Source organism: uncultured Arthrobacter sp., from assembly GCF_947495145.1.
Taxonomy (GTDB): Bacteria; Actinomycetota; Actinomycetes; order Actinomycetales; family Micrococcaceae; genus Arthrobacter_D.
This window is the reverse complement of record NZ_CANLXP010000010.1, coordinates 117,101-134,025: the sequence shown is the minus strand read 5'-3', so window position 1 is coordinate 134,025 and position 16,925 is coordinate 117,101. Positions and strand designations below refer to the sequence as shown.

The 16,925-nt window shown below is 63.5% G+C and carries 20 protein-coding genes; 8 read left to right on the top strand and 12 right to left on the bottom strand.

Going from position 1 to position 16,925, the window contains the following annotated elements; genetic code table 11:
• Positions 1-3 precede the first annotated feature (3 nt).
• The 7 genes from Q0877_RS09865 to Q0877_RS09835 all read right to left on the bottom strand — a co-directional run bounded on the left by Q0877_RS09865 (position 4) and on the right by Q0877_RS09835 (position 4,945).
• Complete coding sequence (locus Q0877_RS09865) at positions 4-621, bottom strand: LysE family transporter (protein WP_299167319.1); 618 nt, start codon at positions 619-621, stop codon at positions 4-6.
• 55 nt (positions 622-676) lie between these two features.
• Positions 677-1,075, bottom strand: a complete 399-nt coding sequence (locus Q0877_RS09860; RefSeq protein ID WP_299167318.1) for a type II toxin-antitoxin system VapC family toxin — start codon at positions 1,073-1,075, stop codon at positions 677-679.
• Positions 1,054-1,365 carry a type II toxin-antitoxin system Phd/YefM family antitoxin gene (locus Q0877_RS09855; protein WP_299167317.1) on the bottom strand — a complete coding sequence of 104 codons (312 nt, stop codon included), beginning with the start codon at positions 1,363-1,365 and terminating at the stop codon, positions 1,054-1,056. Before Q0877_RS09855 ends, Q0877_RS09860 begins: the two co-directional genes overlap by 22 nt.
• Before the next feature lie 104 nt (positions 1,366-1,469).
• Positions 1,470-1,979 (bottom strand): low molecular weight protein-tyrosine-phosphatase, encoded by a 510-nt coding sequence (locus Q0877_RS09850; RefSeq protein ID WP_299167316.1) that lies wholly within the window; start codon positions 1,977-1,979, stop codon positions 1,470-1,472.
• Positions 1,980-2,035: 56 nt separating this feature from the next.
• Positions 2,036-3,646, bottom strand: coding sequence for an NAD(P)/FAD-dependent oxidoreductase (locus Q0877_RS09845; RefSeq protein WP_299167347.1), 1,611 nt, complete (start codon positions 3,644-3,646; stop codon positions 2,036-2,038).
• A 20-nt stretch (positions 3,647-3,666) separates the two neighbouring features.
• Entirely contained in the window at positions 3,667-4,464 is a 798-nt protein-coding gene (locus tag Q0877_RS09840) for a methyltransferase domain-containing protein (protein ID WP_299167315.1), read from the bottom strand.
• A gap of 10 nt (positions 4,465-4,474) precedes the next feature.
• On the bottom strand, positions 4,475-4,945 hold the full coding sequence (locus Q0877_RS09835; protein WP_299167314.1) for a MarR family transcriptional regulator: 471 nt from the start codon (positions 4,943-4,945) through the stop codon (positions 4,475-4,477).
• 90 nt (positions 4,946-5,035) lie between these two features.
• On the opposite strand from Q0877_RS09835, the gene Q0877_RS09830 reads away from it, so the two are divergent.
• Positions 5,036-7,213 carry an efflux RND transporter permease subunit gene (locus Q0877_RS09830; protein WP_299167313.1) on the top strand — a complete coding sequence of 726 codons (2,178 nt, stop codon included), beginning with the start codon at positions 5,036-5,038 and terminating at the stop codon, positions 7,211-7,213.
• Between the two features lie 51 nt (positions 7,214-7,264).
• Here Q0877_RS09830 and Q0877_RS09825 read toward each other — a convergent pair whose 3' ends face one another.
• Positions 7,265-7,741, bottom strand: a complete 477-nt coding sequence (locus Q0877_RS09825) for a hypothetical protein (protein WP_299167312.1) — start codon at positions 7,739-7,741, stop codon at positions 7,265-7,267.
• A 289-nt stretch (positions 7,742-8,030) separates the two neighbouring features.
• Between Q0877_RS09825 and dnaK the strand changes: the two genes are divergently transcribed.
• From dnaK to Q0877_RS09795, 6 genes are all read left to right on the top strand, one after another.
• A complete protein-coding gene (gene dnaK / locus Q0877_RS09820) occupies positions 8,031-9,905 on the top strand; it encodes a molecular chaperone DnaK (RefSeq protein ID WP_299167311.1) in 1,875 nt (624 codons plus the stop codon).
• A gap of 2 nt (positions 9,906-9,907) precedes the next feature.
• On the top strand, positions 9,908-10,594 hold the full coding sequence (locus Q0877_RS09815) for a nucleotide exchange factor GrpE (RefSeq protein ID WP_299167310.1): 687 nt from the start codon (positions 9,908-9,910) through the stop codon (positions 10,592-10,594).
• 148 nt (positions 10,595-10,742) lie between these two features.
• On the top strand, positions 10,743-11,738 hold the full coding sequence (locus Q0877_RS09810) for a DnaJ C-terminal domain-containing protein (RefSeq protein WP_299167309.1): 996 nt from the start codon (positions 10,743-10,745) through the stop codon (positions 11,736-11,738).
• 38 nt (positions 11,739-11,776) lie between these two features.
• A complete protein-coding gene (locus tag Q0877_RS09805) occupies positions 11,777-12,199 on the top strand; it encodes a heat shock protein transcriptional repressor HspR (RefSeq protein ID WP_299167307.1) in 423 nt (140 codons plus the stop codon).
• A 57-nt stretch (positions 12,200-12,256) separates the two neighbouring features.
• Positions 12,257-12,862 (top strand): hypothetical protein, encoded by a 606-nt coding sequence (locus Q0877_RS09800; RefSeq protein WP_299167306.1) that lies wholly within the window; start codon positions 12,257-12,259, stop codon positions 12,860-12,862.
• Positions 12,863-12,867: 5 nt separating this feature from the next.
• On the top strand, positions 12,868-13,560 hold the full coding sequence (locus tag Q0877_RS09795; protein WP_299167305.1) for a PspA/IM30 family protein: 693 nt from the start codon (positions 12,868-12,870) through the stop codon (positions 13,558-13,560).
• 26 nt (positions 13,561-13,586) lie between these two features.
• On the opposite strand, the gene Q0877_RS09790 is transcribed toward Q0877_RS09795, so the two are convergent.
• From Q0877_RS09790 to Q0877_RS09775, 4 genes are read right to left on the bottom strand one after another with little or no spacing between them, the layout of a single operon-like run.
• Complete coding sequence (locus Q0877_RS09790) at positions 13,587-14,399, bottom strand: ABC transporter permease (RefSeq protein WP_299167304.1); 813 nt, start codon at positions 14,397-14,399, stop codon at positions 13,587-13,589.
• The gene (locus Q0877_RS09785; RefSeq protein WP_299167303.1) at positions 14,396-15,328 is read right to left on the bottom strand and encodes an ABC transporter ATP-binding protein; all 933 of its coding nucleotides are present in this window, start codon (positions 15,326-15,328) and stop codon (positions 14,396-14,398) included. The genes Q0877_RS09790 and Q0877_RS09785 overlap by 4 nt, the downstream gene beginning before the upstream one ends.
• Positions 15,325-15,633, bottom strand: coding sequence for a transcriptional regulator (locus Q0877_RS09780; RefSeq protein WP_299167302.1), 309 nt, complete (start codon positions 15,631-15,633; stop codon positions 15,325-15,327). The genes Q0877_RS09785 and Q0877_RS09780 overlap by 4 nt, the downstream gene beginning before the upstream one ends.
• Positions 15,626-16,294, bottom strand: a complete 669-nt coding sequence (locus Q0877_RS09775; RefSeq protein WP_299167301.1) for a hypothetical protein — start codon at positions 16,292-16,294, stop codon at positions 15,626-15,628. The genes Q0877_RS09780 and Q0877_RS09775 overlap by 8 nt, the downstream gene beginning before the upstream one ends.
• A 100-nt stretch (positions 16,295-16,394) precedes the next feature.
• Between Q0877_RS09775 and Q0877_RS09770 the strand changes: the two genes are divergently transcribed.
• Positions 16,395-16,907, top strand: coding sequence for a DinB family protein (locus Q0877_RS09770; RefSeq protein WP_299167300.1), 513 nt, complete (start codon positions 16,395-16,397; stop codon positions 16,905-16,907).
• Positions 16,908-16,925 lie beyond the last annotated feature (18 nt).

Here is a 16,925-nt window from a genome sequence, read left to right as displayed (position 1 = left end):
ACGTCAGGCAAACGCCAGCAGCGCACCTACGGCCACGAACAGCGTGCCGAAGATGCGGTTGAGGAGGCGCTGTCCGCGCGGCCCGCTGGTGAACCGGCTGAACGAGCGCGCCGCGGCGGCGAAGAACAGCCACATCACCAGCACATCAATGACGACGACGGTGCCCGCCAGCACACCGTACTGGCCCAGGAGCTCCTGCTCGGGCCGGATGAACTGTGGAACGAACGCCAGGAAGAACACGATCGCTTTGGGATTGAGCAGATTCACCCAGAGACCGCGGCGGAACATCGAGGCGGCACCTTCGGCATGAAGCGTGGCGGCCTGATCGGCCGGAACCAGGGGCTCAAGAAACTTCCGGATACCGAGGTACACCAGGTAGGCGGCACCCGCGTAGCGGATGATGCTGAACGCCAGTGGAGACCCGGCGACCAGGAGACCAACCCCTGCGGCGACGACGGCGATGTGAACCAGCAGTGCCAACTGCTGGCCGAGGATGCCCCACATGGAGCGCCGGAAGCCGACGGTGAGCGAGTTGCTCATGGTGTTCACGGCGCCGGCACCCGGGGTGAAGCTGATGAGTGCCTGGGCGCCGACCAGCGCCAGCCAAATCGAAAGGGTCACTGGTTAATCTTAGGGGCCAACTGTGGCCAGCTGCCCGCTGCACGCAGCGCGGAAACTACCAGAGGGTACTGAGTGGCTCGTAATCATGCATCGCGGTATCGCTGGTGATCACTGTTGCGCCCTCGATGAGCGCTTGCGCTGCGATAAGCCGGTCGAATGGATCGGCATGCTGCCAGTCCAGGGATGCAGCGGTAAGGGCGTGCTCCGACGTGATCGAAACGGTCAGTGGGGCCACCCGGCGGACATGGTGCTCATACCCGACGAAGACTTTCTCCAACCCGGGAAGTTTGCCCTTCCGAAATTTGTACGCCAGCTCATAGGCCGTTGCCGCTGAGGCATACAGGGTCTCATCCATGCTGCTGATGATCTTGCGGGCCTTGGTCGAGAGTGAGCGTGGACTCACCATCGCGTAGAGCAGAGCCTGGGAATCGATCAGGTAAGAGGTTGTTCCCACTCGGCCAGCTCCTCTCGGTTCATCGGCTCGAAGGCTTCGTCTGGCACTTCGAGCGGACCCAGGAAACCCAGTGTTCGCTTCAGCGGCCGTTCCATTTTGACGAGCTTTGCCACCGGACGTCCGCCGCGGGCAAGTACAACTTCGTCGCCCTTCTCCACCATGTGAAGCAGCTCAGATAGTCGGGTTTTAGCCTCTTGAACGTTGTACTGGCCCATGTTGACCAAGTCTACTTGGTCAACCTCTGCCGTGTAGGGTTCAGCCCAATGCTCATAGCCTTCGAATGCGGTCATGACGCAACAGTACAAATGCCGGTGTGCCTGCTGCCTGAGTCCTGACGGTATGTGGAAAACCTTCAACGATTTCTCCATTGCAGGAGTAGTGCTGTAGCCCGCACTCAGCGGGCAGCGTGACCCCTCGCCAGCTCCTCAAGTACGTACTGGACAATGCCCGGCACTGCGTCGTTGACCATCTGCCAGGTGGCCTCGAAGTCTGCGCGGTCGCCGTACCACGGGTCGTAGATGCCCAGCTCGGAAACGGGAGTTCCGGCTGTGGAGGGATCGAATTCGCGAAGCATGCGGACCCGGCTTCGACTTTCGCCGTCCGGCGCTTCCAGTCGGAGGTCCTCGTAGTGGTCCACATCGAGCGCGAGGATGAGGTCGCGTTCGGCGTACCAGGTGGGGTCGAACTGCCGGGCACGGTGGGCGTCGCTGACCAACCCGAGCTCCGTGAGCTTGGCGGCCGCCCGCTCGTCGATCGGGTTGCCGGTCTCCCATCCGGTGGTCCCCGCGGAATCCACCACGACGTCATCCGCCAACCCGGCCTCCTCAAAAGCGCGGTTCAACATGATCTCGGCCATGGGGGAGCGGCAGATGTTGCCGGTGCAGACAGTAACGATCCTGTACATGGATCAATCGTAGGTAGTGAAGCGTGGCAGGCGCACGGGGCGTGCCGTACTTCCTGCTAATCCTCTTCAAGCAGTGCCATTGCGGCGCTGTGCCCGCCGAGGCCGCTCACACCGCCGCCGCGCCGCGATCCGGCACCGCACAACAGGATGCGCGGGTGATCTGTTGCAACGCCCCACCGCCGGGCCGGTGTGTCCAGCGGGTCGTCGTCGTCCGCGAAGGGCCACGACAGCGGCCCGTGGAAGATGTTTCCGCCTGTCAGGCCCAGTGCTTCTTCAAGGTCGAGGGTGGTTTTGGTTTCGATGCAGGGTTCACCCGACGGTCCGGTGAGAATGCAGTCCTCGATCGGCTCCGCCAGCACACTGTTCAATGATGCCAGTACAGCCCGTTGCAGCGCAGCCCGGTGGGCGTCGTGGTCGCCGTCCGCCACCAACCGATGCGGAGTCTGCAGTGAAAAGACCGTCAGTGTATGGGCGCCGGCTGCGCGCAGTTCCGGCGACAGGATTGACGGGTCCGCCAGTGAGTGGCAGTAGATTTCGATCGGCAACGGGTCGGGGATACGGCCGGAGGATGCCGCAGCATAGGCCTGTTCCAGTTGCGAGTACGTCTCGTTGATATGGAACGTCCCGCCGAACACCTGCTCCGGGCTCATCTGGGAATCCTTAAGCTGCGGAAGCCGGGAAAGCAGCAGATTCACCTTCACCTGTGCGCCCTCGGCGGTAGATTGCGACGACGGTGCGGAACCGGCCGCGTCCGGCCCAACCATCAGCCGGGCCAGAACGGCCGGCGTGACATTCGCGAGCACAAACTCCCCGCTCACCTGCGAAGGACCACCGCCTGCGCTGTAATGCACGACCGGTGTTCCACCGACTGTAGATGCCACAGCGGTAACTTCCGCTCCCGTTCGAATCACCACGCCCGCTTCCCGGGCCGCCCGCTCCAGTGCTCCCGAAACGGCGCCCATCCCGCCGACAGGTACATCCCAGTCGCCGGTGCCGCCACCGATGACGTGGTACAGAAGGCACTTGTTCTGCTGCAGGTCCTCGTCGTGGGCCCGGGCAAAGGTGCTGATCAATCCGTCGGTCAACAGCACGCCGCGCACCAGATCGTTCGTCACATGTCGTTCAATCACCTCGCCGACCGGCCGCTCGATGAAGTCTTCCCACACCGCGTCGTCGCCAACCAGCGCCCGTGCCTCAGCCCGGCGCAGGAGCGGCCGCGTCACGGTGGGCCACAGCTTCTCTCCGAGCAGTGCGGTGCTCCGGTAGAACGAAGAGAAACCGCCGGCGTCGTGTCCGGCGCCGACGCGTTCAAAGCTTGCGCGGGTCGCCTCGTCGTCCCCGTTGTCGATCAGCAGCCCGACCTCAGAGCCGGGCAGCGGCGTATAGGAGGAGTACCGCCGTCGTACCAGTTGGAGGTCGAGGCCAAGGTTTTCGATGATCTGCCGCGGAAGGAGGCTCACCAGGTAGGAGTAACGGGAAAGCCGCGCGCCTGTGCCGGGAAATGCTTCGGCGGAGACCGCCGCGCCGCCCACCTGATCCTGCCGCTCAAGGATCACCACGGACCTGCCGGCGCGGGCGAGGTACGCAGCGGCGACCAGCCCGTTATGTCCGCCGCCCACCACCACGACGTCGAACTGTTCAGGATCAGTTGACGGGGACCGGCTCATCATCGCCTCACCCTATAACTTCACACCCGGATAATGAGCTCTCCGCAGGGGATGAGGAACCAGCCGTCCGGCGATTCGCCCCAGCGGCGCCACCCGGCGGCCAGGCGCTCCAGGGTGCCGCGGTCAGCCAGGCCGCGTTCAAGCGTCTGCTCGGCGAAGCCGGAGCTGAGCACCCGCTCCGCCCACGTCTCCGCATGCCAGCGGCGGCGCTCCTCCGTCGCGTACAACCAGTTCGACGACGATGCCTCCACCTCCGCCAGGCCCGCCTCGTGCGCCCAGGCAAGGAGGTGCCGACCGGCGTCGGGCTCTGCCTTGTTACTGCGGGCGAGCTGCTGGTAAGTCTCCATCCATTCATCCAGTTCGGGAACGGGCGGGTACCAGGCCATTGCGTGAAAGTCGGCGTCGCGGACGGCGATGACGCCTCCGGGGCGGGTGACACGGTGCATCTCGCGCAGGGCGGCCACCGGGTCGGTGAGGTGCTGCAGCACCTGGTGTGCGTGGACGACGTCGACGGACTCGTCTTCAAGGTCGAGGTCATACACGTTGCCCGTGCGGAAGGACAGGTTCTCCACGCCGGCGTAGGTCTGCGCAGCCAGTGCAATCACATCCTCCGACCGATCCATGCCGATCACCAGTCCCGGATCCAACAGGGCTGCGAAATCTGCGGTGATGCTTCCGGGGCCGCAGCCGATGTCGAGCAGGTCCATCCCGGAGGAAAAATGTTCCAACAGGTATCCGGCGGAATCAGATGCCCGCCGCGCGGCATGGGCGCTGGTCACGCTGGAGTGATGACCGTGGGAGTAGACATCATCGCTCATGGTCGACAGATTACTCCGGCGGGTCCTCTACTGCCTGCTGACGCGCGTGCACGGTGGCGTCGGTGACCTTGCGCATCATGCTGCCGAACAACTCGAGTTCTTCCGGTGTGAACCCGGAGAGCGCCTGTTCCACCTCACGTGCGAGGGGGATGAATAACCGCGATCCGGTTTCGAACGCCTTCTCCGTCATCTCAAGGTGGACCTGCCGGCGGTCAACCGAACTCCGCGAGCGGCGAACCTGCCCTGCTTCATCCAGCCGGTCGATGAGCGCAGTCGTTGCCGGGGAACTGAGGTTCAGTGCCTGGCGGAGCATCCCGGGCGTCACCGTGACACCCGTGCGCGCAGCTCCCATCATGATCCCGAGTGCATTCAGGTCAGTCCGGTGCAGCGCATCGCGCACACTGATGGTGTCGACGTAGCGGTCTGTTTCGACGGTGAATTGCTGAAGCAGGGCCAGCAGTTCCCGTAGTGCGTCGGCCATCTTCCTCCTTGTTACCTCCAGAGTAGGATACTGCCAATTATCTCCATCATGGATATAGTAGGTAGAAGAGATAATCCAGAAAGGGTTGGCATGTTCAACAAGAAGTGGGTCCGGGTGTTTTTCCCGGCATTCATCGTGGTGCTGTGGTTCATCGGGGCGGGCTTCGGCGGGCCCACGTTCGGGAAGCTGGAGGAGGTTTCCAGCAATGACCAGGCATCATTCCTCCCGGCCAACGCCGAATCGACGGAGGCGGGCGAGCTGCAGGAGGCGTTCACCGAGTCGACGGCTGTGCCCGCCGTCATTGTCGTGGAGTCGGAGACTGAAATTCCTACACAGGAACTCGCGCAGTACGAGGACCTCGCCACCCAGCTGACTGAGGTGCCTGGGCTGGAGGCCGCCGCCGAAGGGCAGCCGACGGTCACCGGACCCATTCCCTCGGAGGACGGCCTTGCCGTCCAGTACATCGCCTCAGTGTCCGACGACGCCGAGCTGGGTGAGGTGGTCATCGAACTGCGCGAGGTGCTTGAGGCGGAGCTGCCTGCGGGCACCGAAGGCTATGTCACTGGCCCGGCAGGCTTCACGGCCGACTTGGTGAGTGCATTCGGCGGAATTGACGGCATCCTTCTCGCGGTTGCGCTGGCGGCGGTGTTCGTGATCCTGCTCGCTGTCTACCGCGCACTCATCCTGCCGTTCCTGGTGCTCTTCACCTCGGTCTTTGCGCTCGCTACCTCGATCCTGCTGGTCTACGCCTTTGCCCTGTGGGGCTGGATCGAGCTGAGCGGGCAGAGTCAGGGGATCCTGTCCATCCTGGTAATTGGTGCGGCGACAGATTATGCGCTTCTGCTGGTTGCCCGTTACCGCGAGGCGCTCACCGAGTTCAGTTCGAAGTGGGATGCCATGAAGGTTGCCTACCGGGCCTCGGTGGAGCCGATTATCGCCTCCGGCGCGACTGTGATTCTCGCGTTGCTGTGCCTTCTGTTTTCCGACCTCAACTCGAACCGTAGCCTTGGGCCCATTGCAGCCATCGGCATCGTCTTTTCCCTGCTGGCCGCACTGACCCTGCTGCCTGCGTTCCTCCTGCTGTTCGGCCGAAGCGCGTTCTGGCCCCTTCGACCCAAGGCCGGCACCCATGCGGCCGGAGTTCACGGGCGCAACGTCAACGGTCTCGAAGGACTACGCGGCATCTGGAAGCGGGTAGGCCGACTGATTTCCCGTGCATCCCGGCCCGTCTGGATTGTGTCGCTGCTCGTGCTTGTTGCGGGTTCGCTGGGGCTGCTCCAATTGCAGGCCTCGGGAGTACCGCAATCGTCGCTGATTTTGGCTCCCTCCAACGCGGTGGATGGCCAGGACGCGCTGGCGCGCCACTTCAATGCCGGCGCTGGAAGTCCGGTCACTTTCATCGCCCCCGAAGGACAGGGGGATGGCGTGCTCGAGGTCCTTGAGGGGCAGGAGGGCGTCGCTGAGGCAAGTGCTGTCACTGATGAAGCGGGCACCGTCGTCGTACGCGACGGCAACGTGCTGGTGAGGGCCACGCTTGATTACCAGGCTGACTCTGCGGAAGCAGAAGAACTGGTCAAGCAGTTGCGTACCGACCTGGATGCAGTGAGCCCTGAAGTGCTCGTGGGTGGGGTGACCGCGGTGGCCCTGGACACCAACGTGACCGCCCAGGCCGACCTAACGAAGATCATCCCGATTGTCCTGGTGGTGATCCTTGTGATCCTCATGCTGCTACTGCGATCTGTTCTGGCACCGCTGCTGCTCATCGGCTCGGTGGTGTTGTCCTACGCGACGGCCCTCGGCGTCTCAGCCCTGGTGTTCAATAACCTGCTCGGGTTCGATGGTGCGGACGCCTCAGTGCCGCTATTCGGTTTCGTTTTCCTGGTGGCCCTCGGCGTTGACTACAACATCTTCCTGATGACCCGAGTGCGGGAGGAATCGCTGCGCATCGGTACCCGGCCGGGAATCCTTCGCGGGCTGGGCGTTACAGGCGGCGTCATCACCTCCGCGGGTGTTGTACTGGCCGCGACGTTTGCGGCGCTGGGCGTCATTCCCATCCTGTTCCTTGCGCAGATTGCGTTCATCGTGGCGTTTGGTGTGCTGCTCGACACCGTGATTGTGCGCTCGCTGTTGGTTCCTGCATTGGCGTATGACATCGGGCCGAAGATCTGGTGGCCCTCGAAGCTGGCACAGCACGACGGCGGGGCGGCATCTTCCAGCGACGCTGGCGGTGGGCACCGGTATCACAAGGAGTCGGCGCATCGGGCATAAATTGTTGGGCTGGGCAATGGAATCCACCCAGACAACCTTTCAGTGAAGGAGTCAGGTTTCAGATCGGTCAGTTGAAGCCGGGATCGATTCCTCGGCCGACCTGCTCCAAGAATTCATGGTTGGCGGAAACTCGTACTCATTCGAGTACATGTCGAAGTAGCTCATTCCGCGAACACCCGACCAGGTCTCCCTAGCAACGTAGATGTGACTGATGAGACGCACCCCCACTTCTTCGAGCAGTCCATCGAGCTCTTCAGCTTCCTCGATGTAGTTGAGATCAGGAACCGGTCCTGTTCTGCCGGCATGGACAATGCCGCAGAACGCGTCTTTGCTCGGCTCAATGATGTCGCAGATTGTGCTGAGATGGGGCGTCAGCGAGCCGTCCATCTCCTCGGACACCACATAGATCCCTTGGAGCTCAAGATCGCGGTTTGCAGTTACCAGAACTAGGGCATCGGTGAGTCTGCCGTCCCTAAACATGTGCGGAAGGGCCAGCTCTTTGATGTCGAATCCACCCTGAAGAATCATGACCCCAATTTAGGTAGCTGCCGTGGTTCAAGGGAGCGGAAGCCGGCGTATGTGGAAAAGTCCCTTGCCCTGTTCTCTGCAAGCGGAACCGCACCAGAAGCGCTCCGTTTCCGGGAGGTAGCGTGCGTCGTCGTCGTGCTTAGGTATGACGTTGAGCGTGCCCGACTCAAGTCTGGTTTGACACATAAACGAGGCCGAGTACAGTTGAGTGCAGAACGCTCAATTTGAGCGGAACCCGACAACTTTGACCGACGGCCACCAGGCTGCCGGCTCGTCGAAAGGAATACGCATGTCACGTGCAGTAGGTATTGACCTCGGAACCACCAACTCCGTTGTCTCCGTACTCGAAGGTGGCGAGCCCACCGTTATCGCCAATGCGGAGGGTGCACGCACCACTCCGTCCACCGTTGCTTTCTCGAAGAGCGGCGAGGTCCTGGTCGGCGAGATCGCCAAGCGCCAGGCAGTCAACAACATTGACCGCACCATCGCTTCCGTCAAGCGCCACATGGGAACCGACTGGACCAAGCAGGTTGATGACAAGACCTACACGCCGCAGGAAATCTCCGCGCGTATCCTTCAGAAGCTGAAGACCGACGCCGAAAGCTACCTGGGTGAGAAGGTAACCGACGCCGTCGTCACCGTTCCGGCGTACTTCAATGACGCCGAGCGCCAGGCAACCAAGGAAGCCGGCGAGATTGCAGGCCTCAACGTCCTGCGCATCGTCAACGAGCCCACCGCCGCTGCCCTCGCCTACGGTTTGGACAAGGGCAAGGAAGATGAGCTCATCCTGGTATTCGACCTCGGTGGCGGTACGTTTGACGTCTCGCTCCTCGAAGTCGGCAAGGACGAGGATGACTTCTCCACTATTCAGGTGCGCGCAACCTCCGGTGACAACCGTCTCGGCGGCGATGACTGGGATCAGCGCGTTGTTGACTTCCTCCTCGCGCAGGCAAAGGCGAAGGGTGCAGACCTGTCCAAGGACAAGATCGCACTGCAGCGTCTGAAGGAAGCTGCTGAGCAGGCCAAGAAGGAACTGTCCTCGGCCAGCTCAACAAACATCTCCCTGCAGTACCTGTCCGTCACCCCTGACGGCCCGGTTCACCTGGACGAGCACCTGAGCCGTGCGAAGTTCCAGGACCTCACCAAGGACCTGCTGGACCGCACCAAGAAGCCGTTCAACGACGTCATCAAGGAAGCCGGCATCAAGGTTGCCGACATCGATCACATCGTGCTTGTCGGCGGTTCCACCCGTATGCCCGCCGTGTCCGAACTGGTCAAGGAACTCGCCGGCGGCAAGGAGCCCAACAAGGGCGTCAACCCGGACGAGGTCGTTGCCGTCGGTGCAGCACTTCAGGCCGGTGTACTGAAGGGCGAGCGCAAGGACGTTCTCCTCATTGACGTCACCCCGTTGTCCCTCGGCATTGAGACCAAGGGCGGCGTGATGACGCACCTGATTGAGCGCAACACGGCCATCCCCACCAAGCGAAGCGAAACCTTCACCACCGCGGATGACAATCAGCCGTCCGTGGCCATCCAGGTTTTCCAGGGCGAGCGCGAGTTCACCCGCGATAACAAGCCGCTGGGTACCTTCGAGCTCACTGGCATCGCCCCTGCGCCGCGCGGTGTACCGCAGGTCGAAGTGACCTTCGACATCGATGCCAACGGCATTGTGCACGTGTCTGCCAAGGACAAGGGCACCGGCACCGAGCAGTCGATGACCATCACGGGTGGTTCTTCGCTCTCCAAGGAAGACATCGACCGCATGGTCCGTGACGCCGAGGAGCACGCAGCCGAAGACAAGCAGCGCCGCGCTGCAGCTGACACCCGCAACGGTGCCGAGCAGCTGGCTTACTCAACCGACAAGCTCATTGCGGATAATTCCGACAAGCTGCCGGAAGAGGTCAAGACCGAGGTTCAGGCTGACGTCGACGCCCTCAAGAAGGCCCTCGAGTCCCAGGACAATGACGACGAGGTGAAGGCCGCCTTCGAGAAGCTCCAGGCATCGCAGAGCAAGCTGGGCGAAGCGATCTACGCCCAGGCGCAGCAGGAAGGCGCCACCGGTCCCGGTGCTGCTCCGAGCGGTGAGCCGAGCGAAGACGGCACCAAGGCTGACGATGAAGACATTGTCGACGCCGAGGTTGTCGACGAAGACGAGAAGAAGTAGCCATGCCTCACCACGGAAACGAAGAAGAGCACCAGGAGCCGGTCAGCTTCCGGGATAACCGGAAGATCGACCCGGAAACCGGCCAGGTCCGTGGGCAGCAGGATGCCGGCGACACAGCCGGTGCGGAGGACACTGGTTCGGCGCCCTCAGCGGGTGCCGGCCAGGAGTCCGAAGCCCCAACGGACGGCCCGGCCGACGGTCAGGATGCTTTGGCCCAGGCGGAAGCCATCCTCAACGAGGCCGGCGGCGGCGAGGAGATCCCTGCCGCTTCCACCGAGGTCGAAGCTGAGCTGCGGAATGACCTTCTGCGCCTGCAGGCGGAGTACGTCAATTACCGCAAGCGGGTGGAGCGGGACCGGGACGTTGCACGGGACATGGCGGTCATCGGCGTATTGAATTCGCTGATGCCGGTTCTCGATGACATCGATGCCGCCCGGCAGCACGGCGACCTCGCGGAAGGGCCGTTCGCGGCAATCTCCACCAAGCTGGAGAACGCGCTGAAGACCTACGGCCTGTCCCGCATCGATGAGACCGGAGTGGAGTTCGACCCGAACATCCACGAAGCCCTCATCCAGCAGCCCAGTGCCGACGTGCAGTTCGACAGCGTCAGCCAGATCCTCCGCGTCGGCTACAAGAAGAATGATCGCGTTCTGCGTGCCGCCCAGGTGATTGTGGCTGTTCCTGAGTAGGTGAGCGCGTCCTTCCCCTCCGAACGGGGGCAACGAAATTCCCACGGGCCTGGCGGCCCTCGGAATATTAAAGCCCCCTTCCTCGGAGGGGATGGCGGCAAGGCTTCCACGAACAGGCAACTTAACATTTATAGAAGGGAGGGGTCAGATGGCTAGTCAGGATTGGGTCGACAAGGACTTCTACAAGATCCTCGGCGTACCCAAGGACGCCTCCGACGCCGACATCAAAAAGGCTTACCGGAAGCTCGCACGCAAGCACCACCCGGACCAGAACCAGAGCACGGGCGGCTCCGACAAGATGTTCAAGGACATCTCCGAGGCCTATTCAGTGTTGTCCGACCCTGAGGAACGCCAGCAGTATGACGCGATCCGGGCGATGGGAAGCGGGGCACGGTTCACCGCCGGCGGGCCGGGCGGGCCAGCCGGGGGCGCCGGCTTTGACGACGTCTTCGGGAACCTCTTCGGACAGTCCGCGGGGCGCCAGCGCAGCGGAGGTTTCGGCGGCGGCAGCAACCTGCCACCGGAGTTCGCTGACCTCTTCGGCGGTGGAGGCGGTTATTCATCCGGGGGCGGGTTCCCGGGTTACCAGGCGCCGACCCGCAAGGGCGCAGACCGGACGGCCAGCACCTCCATTTCCTTCGCGGGGTCCATCCGCGGCACAACCATCGGCCTGCGTGAACCCTCTGGCGAAGTCATCGACGTTCGAGTCCCCGCCGGCATCCGCGACGGGCAGAAAGTGCGTGTGCGCGGTAAGGGCCAGCCAGGGGCTGCAGGGAACGGAGACCTCATGGTGACCGTGAATGTGAAGCCGCACTCCTTCTTCCAGCGCGACGGCGACAACATCCGGGTACACGTGCCGGTCACCTTCCCCGAAGCCGCGCTCGGAGCCCAGGTGGAGGTGCCTACCCTGGACGGCGAGAAGGTTACCGTCAGGGTCCCCGCGGGCACACCCTCCGGCAGGACCCTGCGCGTCAAAGGCCGCGGAGTGAAGACGTCGAAGGCGACGGGCGATCTCCTCGTGACGATTGACGTTGTCGTGCCGCAGAATCTGAACAAGGACGCCGCAGCCGCTGTGGAGGCGTTCGCCAACGCCACCAAGGATGCGGATCCTCGCAACAACCTTGCCGAAAAGGCACGGCTCTAAGGTGCGGAAAATTTAGCCAGCGAAAGGGGAGCGAGACCATGGCAGTCGACATCAACATGCCGATCTATGTCATCTCCGTCGCAGCGGAGCTGGCGGACATGCATCCCCAGACGCTGCGCCAGTACGATCGCCTGGGTTTGGTAACTCCCAGCAGGGCACCCGGGCGCGCGCGCCGCTACTCGCAGCGTGACGTCAACGTCCTGCGGGAGGTTCAGCGGCTGTCCCAGGAGGGCGTTTCGCTCGAGGGCATCCGCCGCATTCTCGAGCTGGAAAATCAGGTGATGGCGCTCCAGCACCGGGTCAGCGAACTCACGGAAGAGCTGGCTCAGCGCCGGAAGTCGGAAACCAGCCGCGTCTTCGCGGCCGGGCTTGCCGGCGACGTCGTCACCCTCGCCAGGGGACAGCGACCGCGTCCGCGCAGCCAGGCTCTCATGATCTGGCGCGGCGACTCAGCGCGATGACCGGCTCTGATGCTCTCAACATGGCGCAACATCCAATTCCACGGCACACTTGTATACATGCCTGATTCAGAGTTCGCTGACGCCACGGAAGTCCTGCTGGAAGGTGTCCTCCAGCTTCTCCTCTTTGGGGGAGCCGTTCTGGGAGTCCTCGCCATCGGCGCTGCAACCGGTACCTGGCTGATTGTGCGCCGCGTCCGCCGCTCCGGGATCCTCCGCCGCCGGATCGAGCGCGGCTCCAGCCGGCTCCGGTCATTGTCCATGGATGCATCGGCACGGGAGCTTGCCCGGCTTCGGCTCCAGCTCGAGCGCTCTACCGACGCTACGCGCCGCTCGGTTGCGGCAGCCATTGCCCAGGGATCTTCCACCGGAGACCTCGCTGCGACCGCCGATGACCTTACCCGCGCTGAAGCGGTGCTCTGTGAGCGTCTCGCGCTTGCGGAGAGGGAGCCGAACAGGGCGCTGCGCGAGGAACTGGTCCGCAGCATCGGCGAGCAGGTCAGCTCACTTTGCGACCTTTCGGCTCAACTTCGCCGTACCTTGCTCGATGTGCACCAGGTCTCCGGCAGCCGGCAGCTCGAGCGGGCAACCTCACGCCTCACCATGGAAATCGGCGCGCTGAAGACCTGGAACGCCGCCTACGGCACCGGCACCCGGCGGGCCTAGCGCCAGTGTCCGTCCGACGCCGCATCTCCCGTATCATCTCCTCGCGCCGCAATGCCGTGGAACCGGCTGATCCCATCACCGCGCTCGGCGAATCGCAGCGGCAACAGGAAGAGAACCTCGACCGCGCCCGCCGCAGCGTTGCCGACCTCGCCGCCGTCCGCCATCGCGTCAACAGCCTCGCCCGGCAGGCAGTGGAAGATCTGGATGCATGCAACCGTGAAGCGGAGCGTGCGGTTGCGGACAATAACGACGACGCCGCACGGGCCGCGCTGCGCCGCGCGGTGGAAGTGCAGAAAAGGCTAGATACGCTGACCCGCCAGCGCGACGATGTCGGCCGGCAGTTCCAGGCACTGGAAGGTGACCTGTACCGGCTGGAAACCTCCCTGCAGGAAAACGCGGTCCGGTACGAATCCCTGAGAGCACAGCACGGCGCCACGCAGGCGGCGCTGGAGGTTCGCGGCGCAGTCTCGGCCTCTGCAGGAAGCAGTGCCGAAACCGCCCGCGCTGCCCGGGAAGCGGAGCAAGAGGCCCGGCGCCTGAGGCATCTGCAGGGCGCCCAGGAAGAACTCGCGTGGTCAGACCCATCCTCCGGGAAACTCGAAGAGGCCTTCGGCGAGCTGGAAGCGCGCGAGGCGGCCGAGCAGGAACTCCGGCAGTTGAAGGAACGCGCACAGGGCCGCCGTCCGGGCGGATCCTAAACTCGCCGAAACCGGAGAACCGCGCCTCAGCGGAACCGGCGTCCCTGATCCCGCCGCGCCGCCCAGATCGCCGCAGCTCCCAGCACCAGCATCCACGCCAGCAGGCACACGATCGTGGTCGGCTCCAAGCCCTCGCCAGTGAGGGCGAAGACGGAGAGGTCGCGCGCCGCACGTGAGGGCAGGAACAGCGAGAGCGTGTTCAGCCAGTCGGGAAACATCAACGGCGGAAGCATCATTCCACCCGCGAAAGCCAGTGGGAAGAACACCACCTGCGTCACGGCTACGGCCACCTTCGAAGTGCAGAGGTGCCCGATGAACAGGCCGAGCGCCAGGAACGGCAGTCCGCACAGCAGCCACACGATTACGGCGAAGGGTATTCGCCACCAGGGCAGGTCGCCGCTGGTGAACGCATCGGGCGCGGAAGTGAGGAGTGCGCCGAGAATCAGCACAGGCAGCAATGACATGAACGCGAAGAGCATCCCGGTCACCGCACGGCCGAGAATTCCCGGCAACGCTCCAACCGGCAGCGAGCGAACGTAGCTGCTCCACGGGTTGGCGCGGTCCTCTGCGACCCCTACGCCGTAGTTGAACAGGAAGGCGCTCATCACACCGAAGACCGCGAGCTGCGCAATCGACGCGAGCGATGCAATCGGATTTGCTGTTACGGCGGATTGCGGCACCACGAAGAACATCAGCACCAGCGCCGGGAAGACCACCGATGAAATCACCGCGATTGGGATCCGCAGCTGTTCGAGCAGCTGGGCTTTCGTATGTGTACGGATCAGTGAGAATTGTGACGGCGCGGCGTTGCTCGTCGTTGTCTGCATGCCGGTGCTCATGGCTGCTCCTTGGCTGTGAGGGCGAGGAAGGCTTCTTCGAGGGTGGCTCCGTGAACTTCGAGCTGGGCGAAAGCCAGTCCGCGCTGCACCAGTTCGCGTACCGTGGCATCGGCATCCTGCGTGACCACGGTGGTGCGTCCGCTGTCGCTGACCGTCACGTCAACGGCGTGGGGGAGGGACAGGAACGACGACGGCGGCAGGTCTGTTTCGAACGACACTTTGCTCACTGCCACCCGGCTGCGGATCTCGTCCACCGTTCCGTCGGCGATGACTGTTCCCCGGTCGATGACTACTATCCGGCTCGAAAGCGCCTGGATTTCCTCGAGGTAGTGGCTGGTGATGAGTAACGTGCCGCCGGCATTCCGGTATGCACGGAGCTGGCGCCACAGCGTCTCGCGCGCATCGACGTCCAGCCCGGTGGTCGGTTCGTCGAGGATGACGAGCTCAGGCCTGCCCACCAGCGCAAGGGCCACAAGTAGGCGCCGCTGTTGTCCGCCGGAAAGCCCGCCGCACTGTTTGCGTTCAGCCTCCAACAGCCCGAAGTCCATAAGGAGCTGTGCAGTGGGGACAGGGTCGGGATAGTGCCCCGCAACGAAACGCACAGCCTCACCTACAGTCAGGTTCTGCGGCACAGCCGTTGCCTGAGGGGTGATGCCGAGCCGCAGGCGGGTGCGGGGGTTGGACGGATTGCCGCCGAAGAGGCGGATGGTGCCGGAGTCTGGCCGGCGGAGTCCTGAGAGCAGGCCGATCAGGATGGACTTGCCGGCGCCATTCGGGCCAAGCAGGCCGACTGATTCGCCGGCATGGATCTGCAGGGTAACCCCGGCGAGAGCAGTACTCTTCCCGAAGGATTTGGTGACCGCTTCCGCGGAGGCGAGGGGCGCCGTCGTTGTACAGGTGTGGCCTGGTGCCAGGCTGGGTGAGGTCATGACTTCTCCGTGAGTTCGGTGGTGAGGAGCTGGTGCAGGGCCGAGCGGTAGGCGGCGTAGGCGGCGGTGCCTGCGGGAGTGATCGCCACGTAGGTGGCGGGCGTGCGGCCCTCTATCGTTTTTGTGACGGTCACGTAGCCGGCGTCTTCGAGCTTGCGCAGATGGGTGGAGAGGTTGCCCGCGGTCATGTCGAGGATTTTCTGCAGCTTGGTGAACGCAATCCGGTTACGTTCGCCGACTTCGTTCAGTGTGGTGATGGCCCGAAGGCGGGATTCGGCGTGGATGACGGGATCGAGTTCAGGCATTGACCGGTCCCCGCCGCTGACGAAGAGCCTGCACGGCGGCACCCACAAAGAAGCCGCCCGAGCCGAAGATGAAGAACACGGTGAGGAAGTGCTCGGGTCCGGCGATGATCGAGGCGATATCCACCACGAGGAACCACACGCCCATCACCACCTGGACTACATCGTTGAAGGTGGTGCCGCCGGTGATGTACAGCAGGCCGACAATCAGGATGGCGATGCCGTTGATGAGCATGCCCCGGAGCCAGAAGCCCTCCACCGCTACGCCGATTGCGCTGCTCAGCACACCCATCACGGCGAATCCCAGGATCCAGGCGAGGGCATAAAAGCCGCCGATGAAGGTTGAGTGTCCGCGGATGCCCCGGCTTTGCCGGCCGAATATCACGATAGTGGCACCGACCCCCGCGGCAACGAGGAGGCCGAACAGTACGAGCGCGGTGGAAGGTTCGACCGGTATCCACCCGTTACGGGACCCGTGCAGGGTGCCGAATCCGAGGAACCAGGTGAGGGCCCAGAGGAGGTAAACCCAGGCACCGTTACCGCGGAGCTCGCGGCGCGCCCGCTTTTCGGCTTCGGCAACCACACCTAGAGCTTCGTTGAGGTCCAGCGGCGGCTCATCGTCGAACTGGCGGGAGCTTTCAGTGGCTTTCTTCGCGGAGTTCACGCAAACTACTTTGCATCACAAAGTTGTTTGCTGCAAGAGGTATTGGAAACCCGCGGTCATACGGCGTTGAACCAGAGACCGTCCAGATACTCTTCGGAGCATGGCTATTGAACCGGATACCAAGGACTGGACATGGGTACTTCGGCGCCCGTGCGCCGAGTGCAGCTTCGATGCGGCGCAGCACCCGCCTGAGGGGATTGCCGCGGAGCATCGGGCAGGCTTTCCCCGGTGGCGGAATGTTCTGGGACGGCCGGAGGTGCGCGACAGGCCTGACGAGAGCACCTGGTCGGCACTGGAGTATTCTGCGCACGTCCGGGACGTCTATGTGTTGTTCGCGGAGCGCACAGAACTGATGTTGGCGCAGGAGGACCCGCTCTTCGATGACTGGGACCAGGACCGCACCGCGCGGGAGAAGAACTACGGTGCGGAGAATCCGGACCGCGTAGCGACGCAACTGGTCGTGGCAGGCGAGGCGTATGCCGCGCTGTTGGATTCCGTCGAAGACTGGGAGCGCGTGGGGCGCCGCAGCAACGGTTCGCGCTTCACCATTGCAACCCTCGCGCAGTACGGACTGCACGACGTCGTTCATCACCTCTCCGACGTCCACGGTTAAGGTGCATTACCCGACATC

Coding starts and splice junctions, on each gene's coding strand:
- Q0877_RS09845 (WP_299167347.1), bottom strand. CDS start 3,646: ATGAGCCGGTCCCCGTCAACTGATCCTGAACAGTTCGACGTCGTGGTG.
- Q0877_RS09780 (WP_299167302.1), bottom strand. CDS start 15,633: ATGCCTGAACTCGATCCCGTCATCCACGCCGAATCCCGCCTTCGGGCC.
- Q0877_RS09770 (WP_299167300.1), top strand. CDS start 16,395: ATGGCTATTGAACCGGATACCAAGGACTGGACATGGGTACTTCGGCGC.
- dnaK (WP_299167311.1), top strand. CDS start 8,031: ATGTCACGTGCAGTAGGTATTGACCTCGGAACCACCAACTCCGTTGTC.
- Q0877_RS09850 (WP_299167316.1), bottom strand. CDS start 1,979: ATGTACAGGATCGTTACTGTCTGCACCGGCAACATCTGCCGCTCCCCC.
- Q0877_RS09785 (WP_299167303.1), bottom strand. CDS start 15,328: ATGACCTCACCCAGCCTGGCACCAGGCCACACCTGTACAACGACGGCG.
- Q0877_RS09815 (WP_299167310.1), top strand. CDS start 9,908: ATGCCTCACCACGGAAACGAAGAAGAGCACCAGGAGCCGGTCAGCTTC.
- Q0877_RS09825 (WP_299167312.1), bottom strand. CDS start 7,741: ATGATTCTTCAGGGTGGATTCGACATCAAAGAGCTGGCCCTTCCGCAC.
- Q0877_RS09835 (WP_299167314.1), bottom strand. CDS start 4,945: ATGGCCGACGCACTACGGGAACTGCTGGCCCTGCTTCAGCAATTCACC.
- Q0877_RS09805 (WP_299167307.1), top strand. CDS start 11,777: ATGGCAGTCGACATCAACATGCCGATCTATGTCATCTCCGTCGCAGCG.
- Q0877_RS09840 (WP_299167315.1), bottom strand. CDS start 4,464: ATGAGCGATGATGTCTACTCCCACGGTCATCACTCCAGCGTGACCAGC.
- Q0877_RS09830 (WP_299167313.1), top strand. CDS start 5,036: ATGTTCAACAAGAAGTGGGTCCGGGTGTTTTTCCCGGCATTCATCGTG.
- Q0877_RS09800 (WP_299167306.1), top strand. CDS start 12,257: ATGCCTGATTCAGAGTTCGCTGACGCCACGGAAGTCCTGCTGGAAGGT.
- Q0877_RS09790 (WP_299167304.1), bottom strand. CDS start 14,399: ATGAGCACCGGCATGCAGACAACGACGAGCAACGCCGCGCCGTCACAA.
- Q0877_RS09855 (WP_299167317.1), bottom strand. CDS start 1,365: ATGACCGCATTCGAAGGCTATGAGCATTGGGCTGAACCCTACACGGCA.
- Q0877_RS09810 (WP_299167309.1), top strand. CDS start 10,743: ATGGCTAGTCAGGATTGGGTCGACAAGGACTTCTACAAGATCCTCGGC.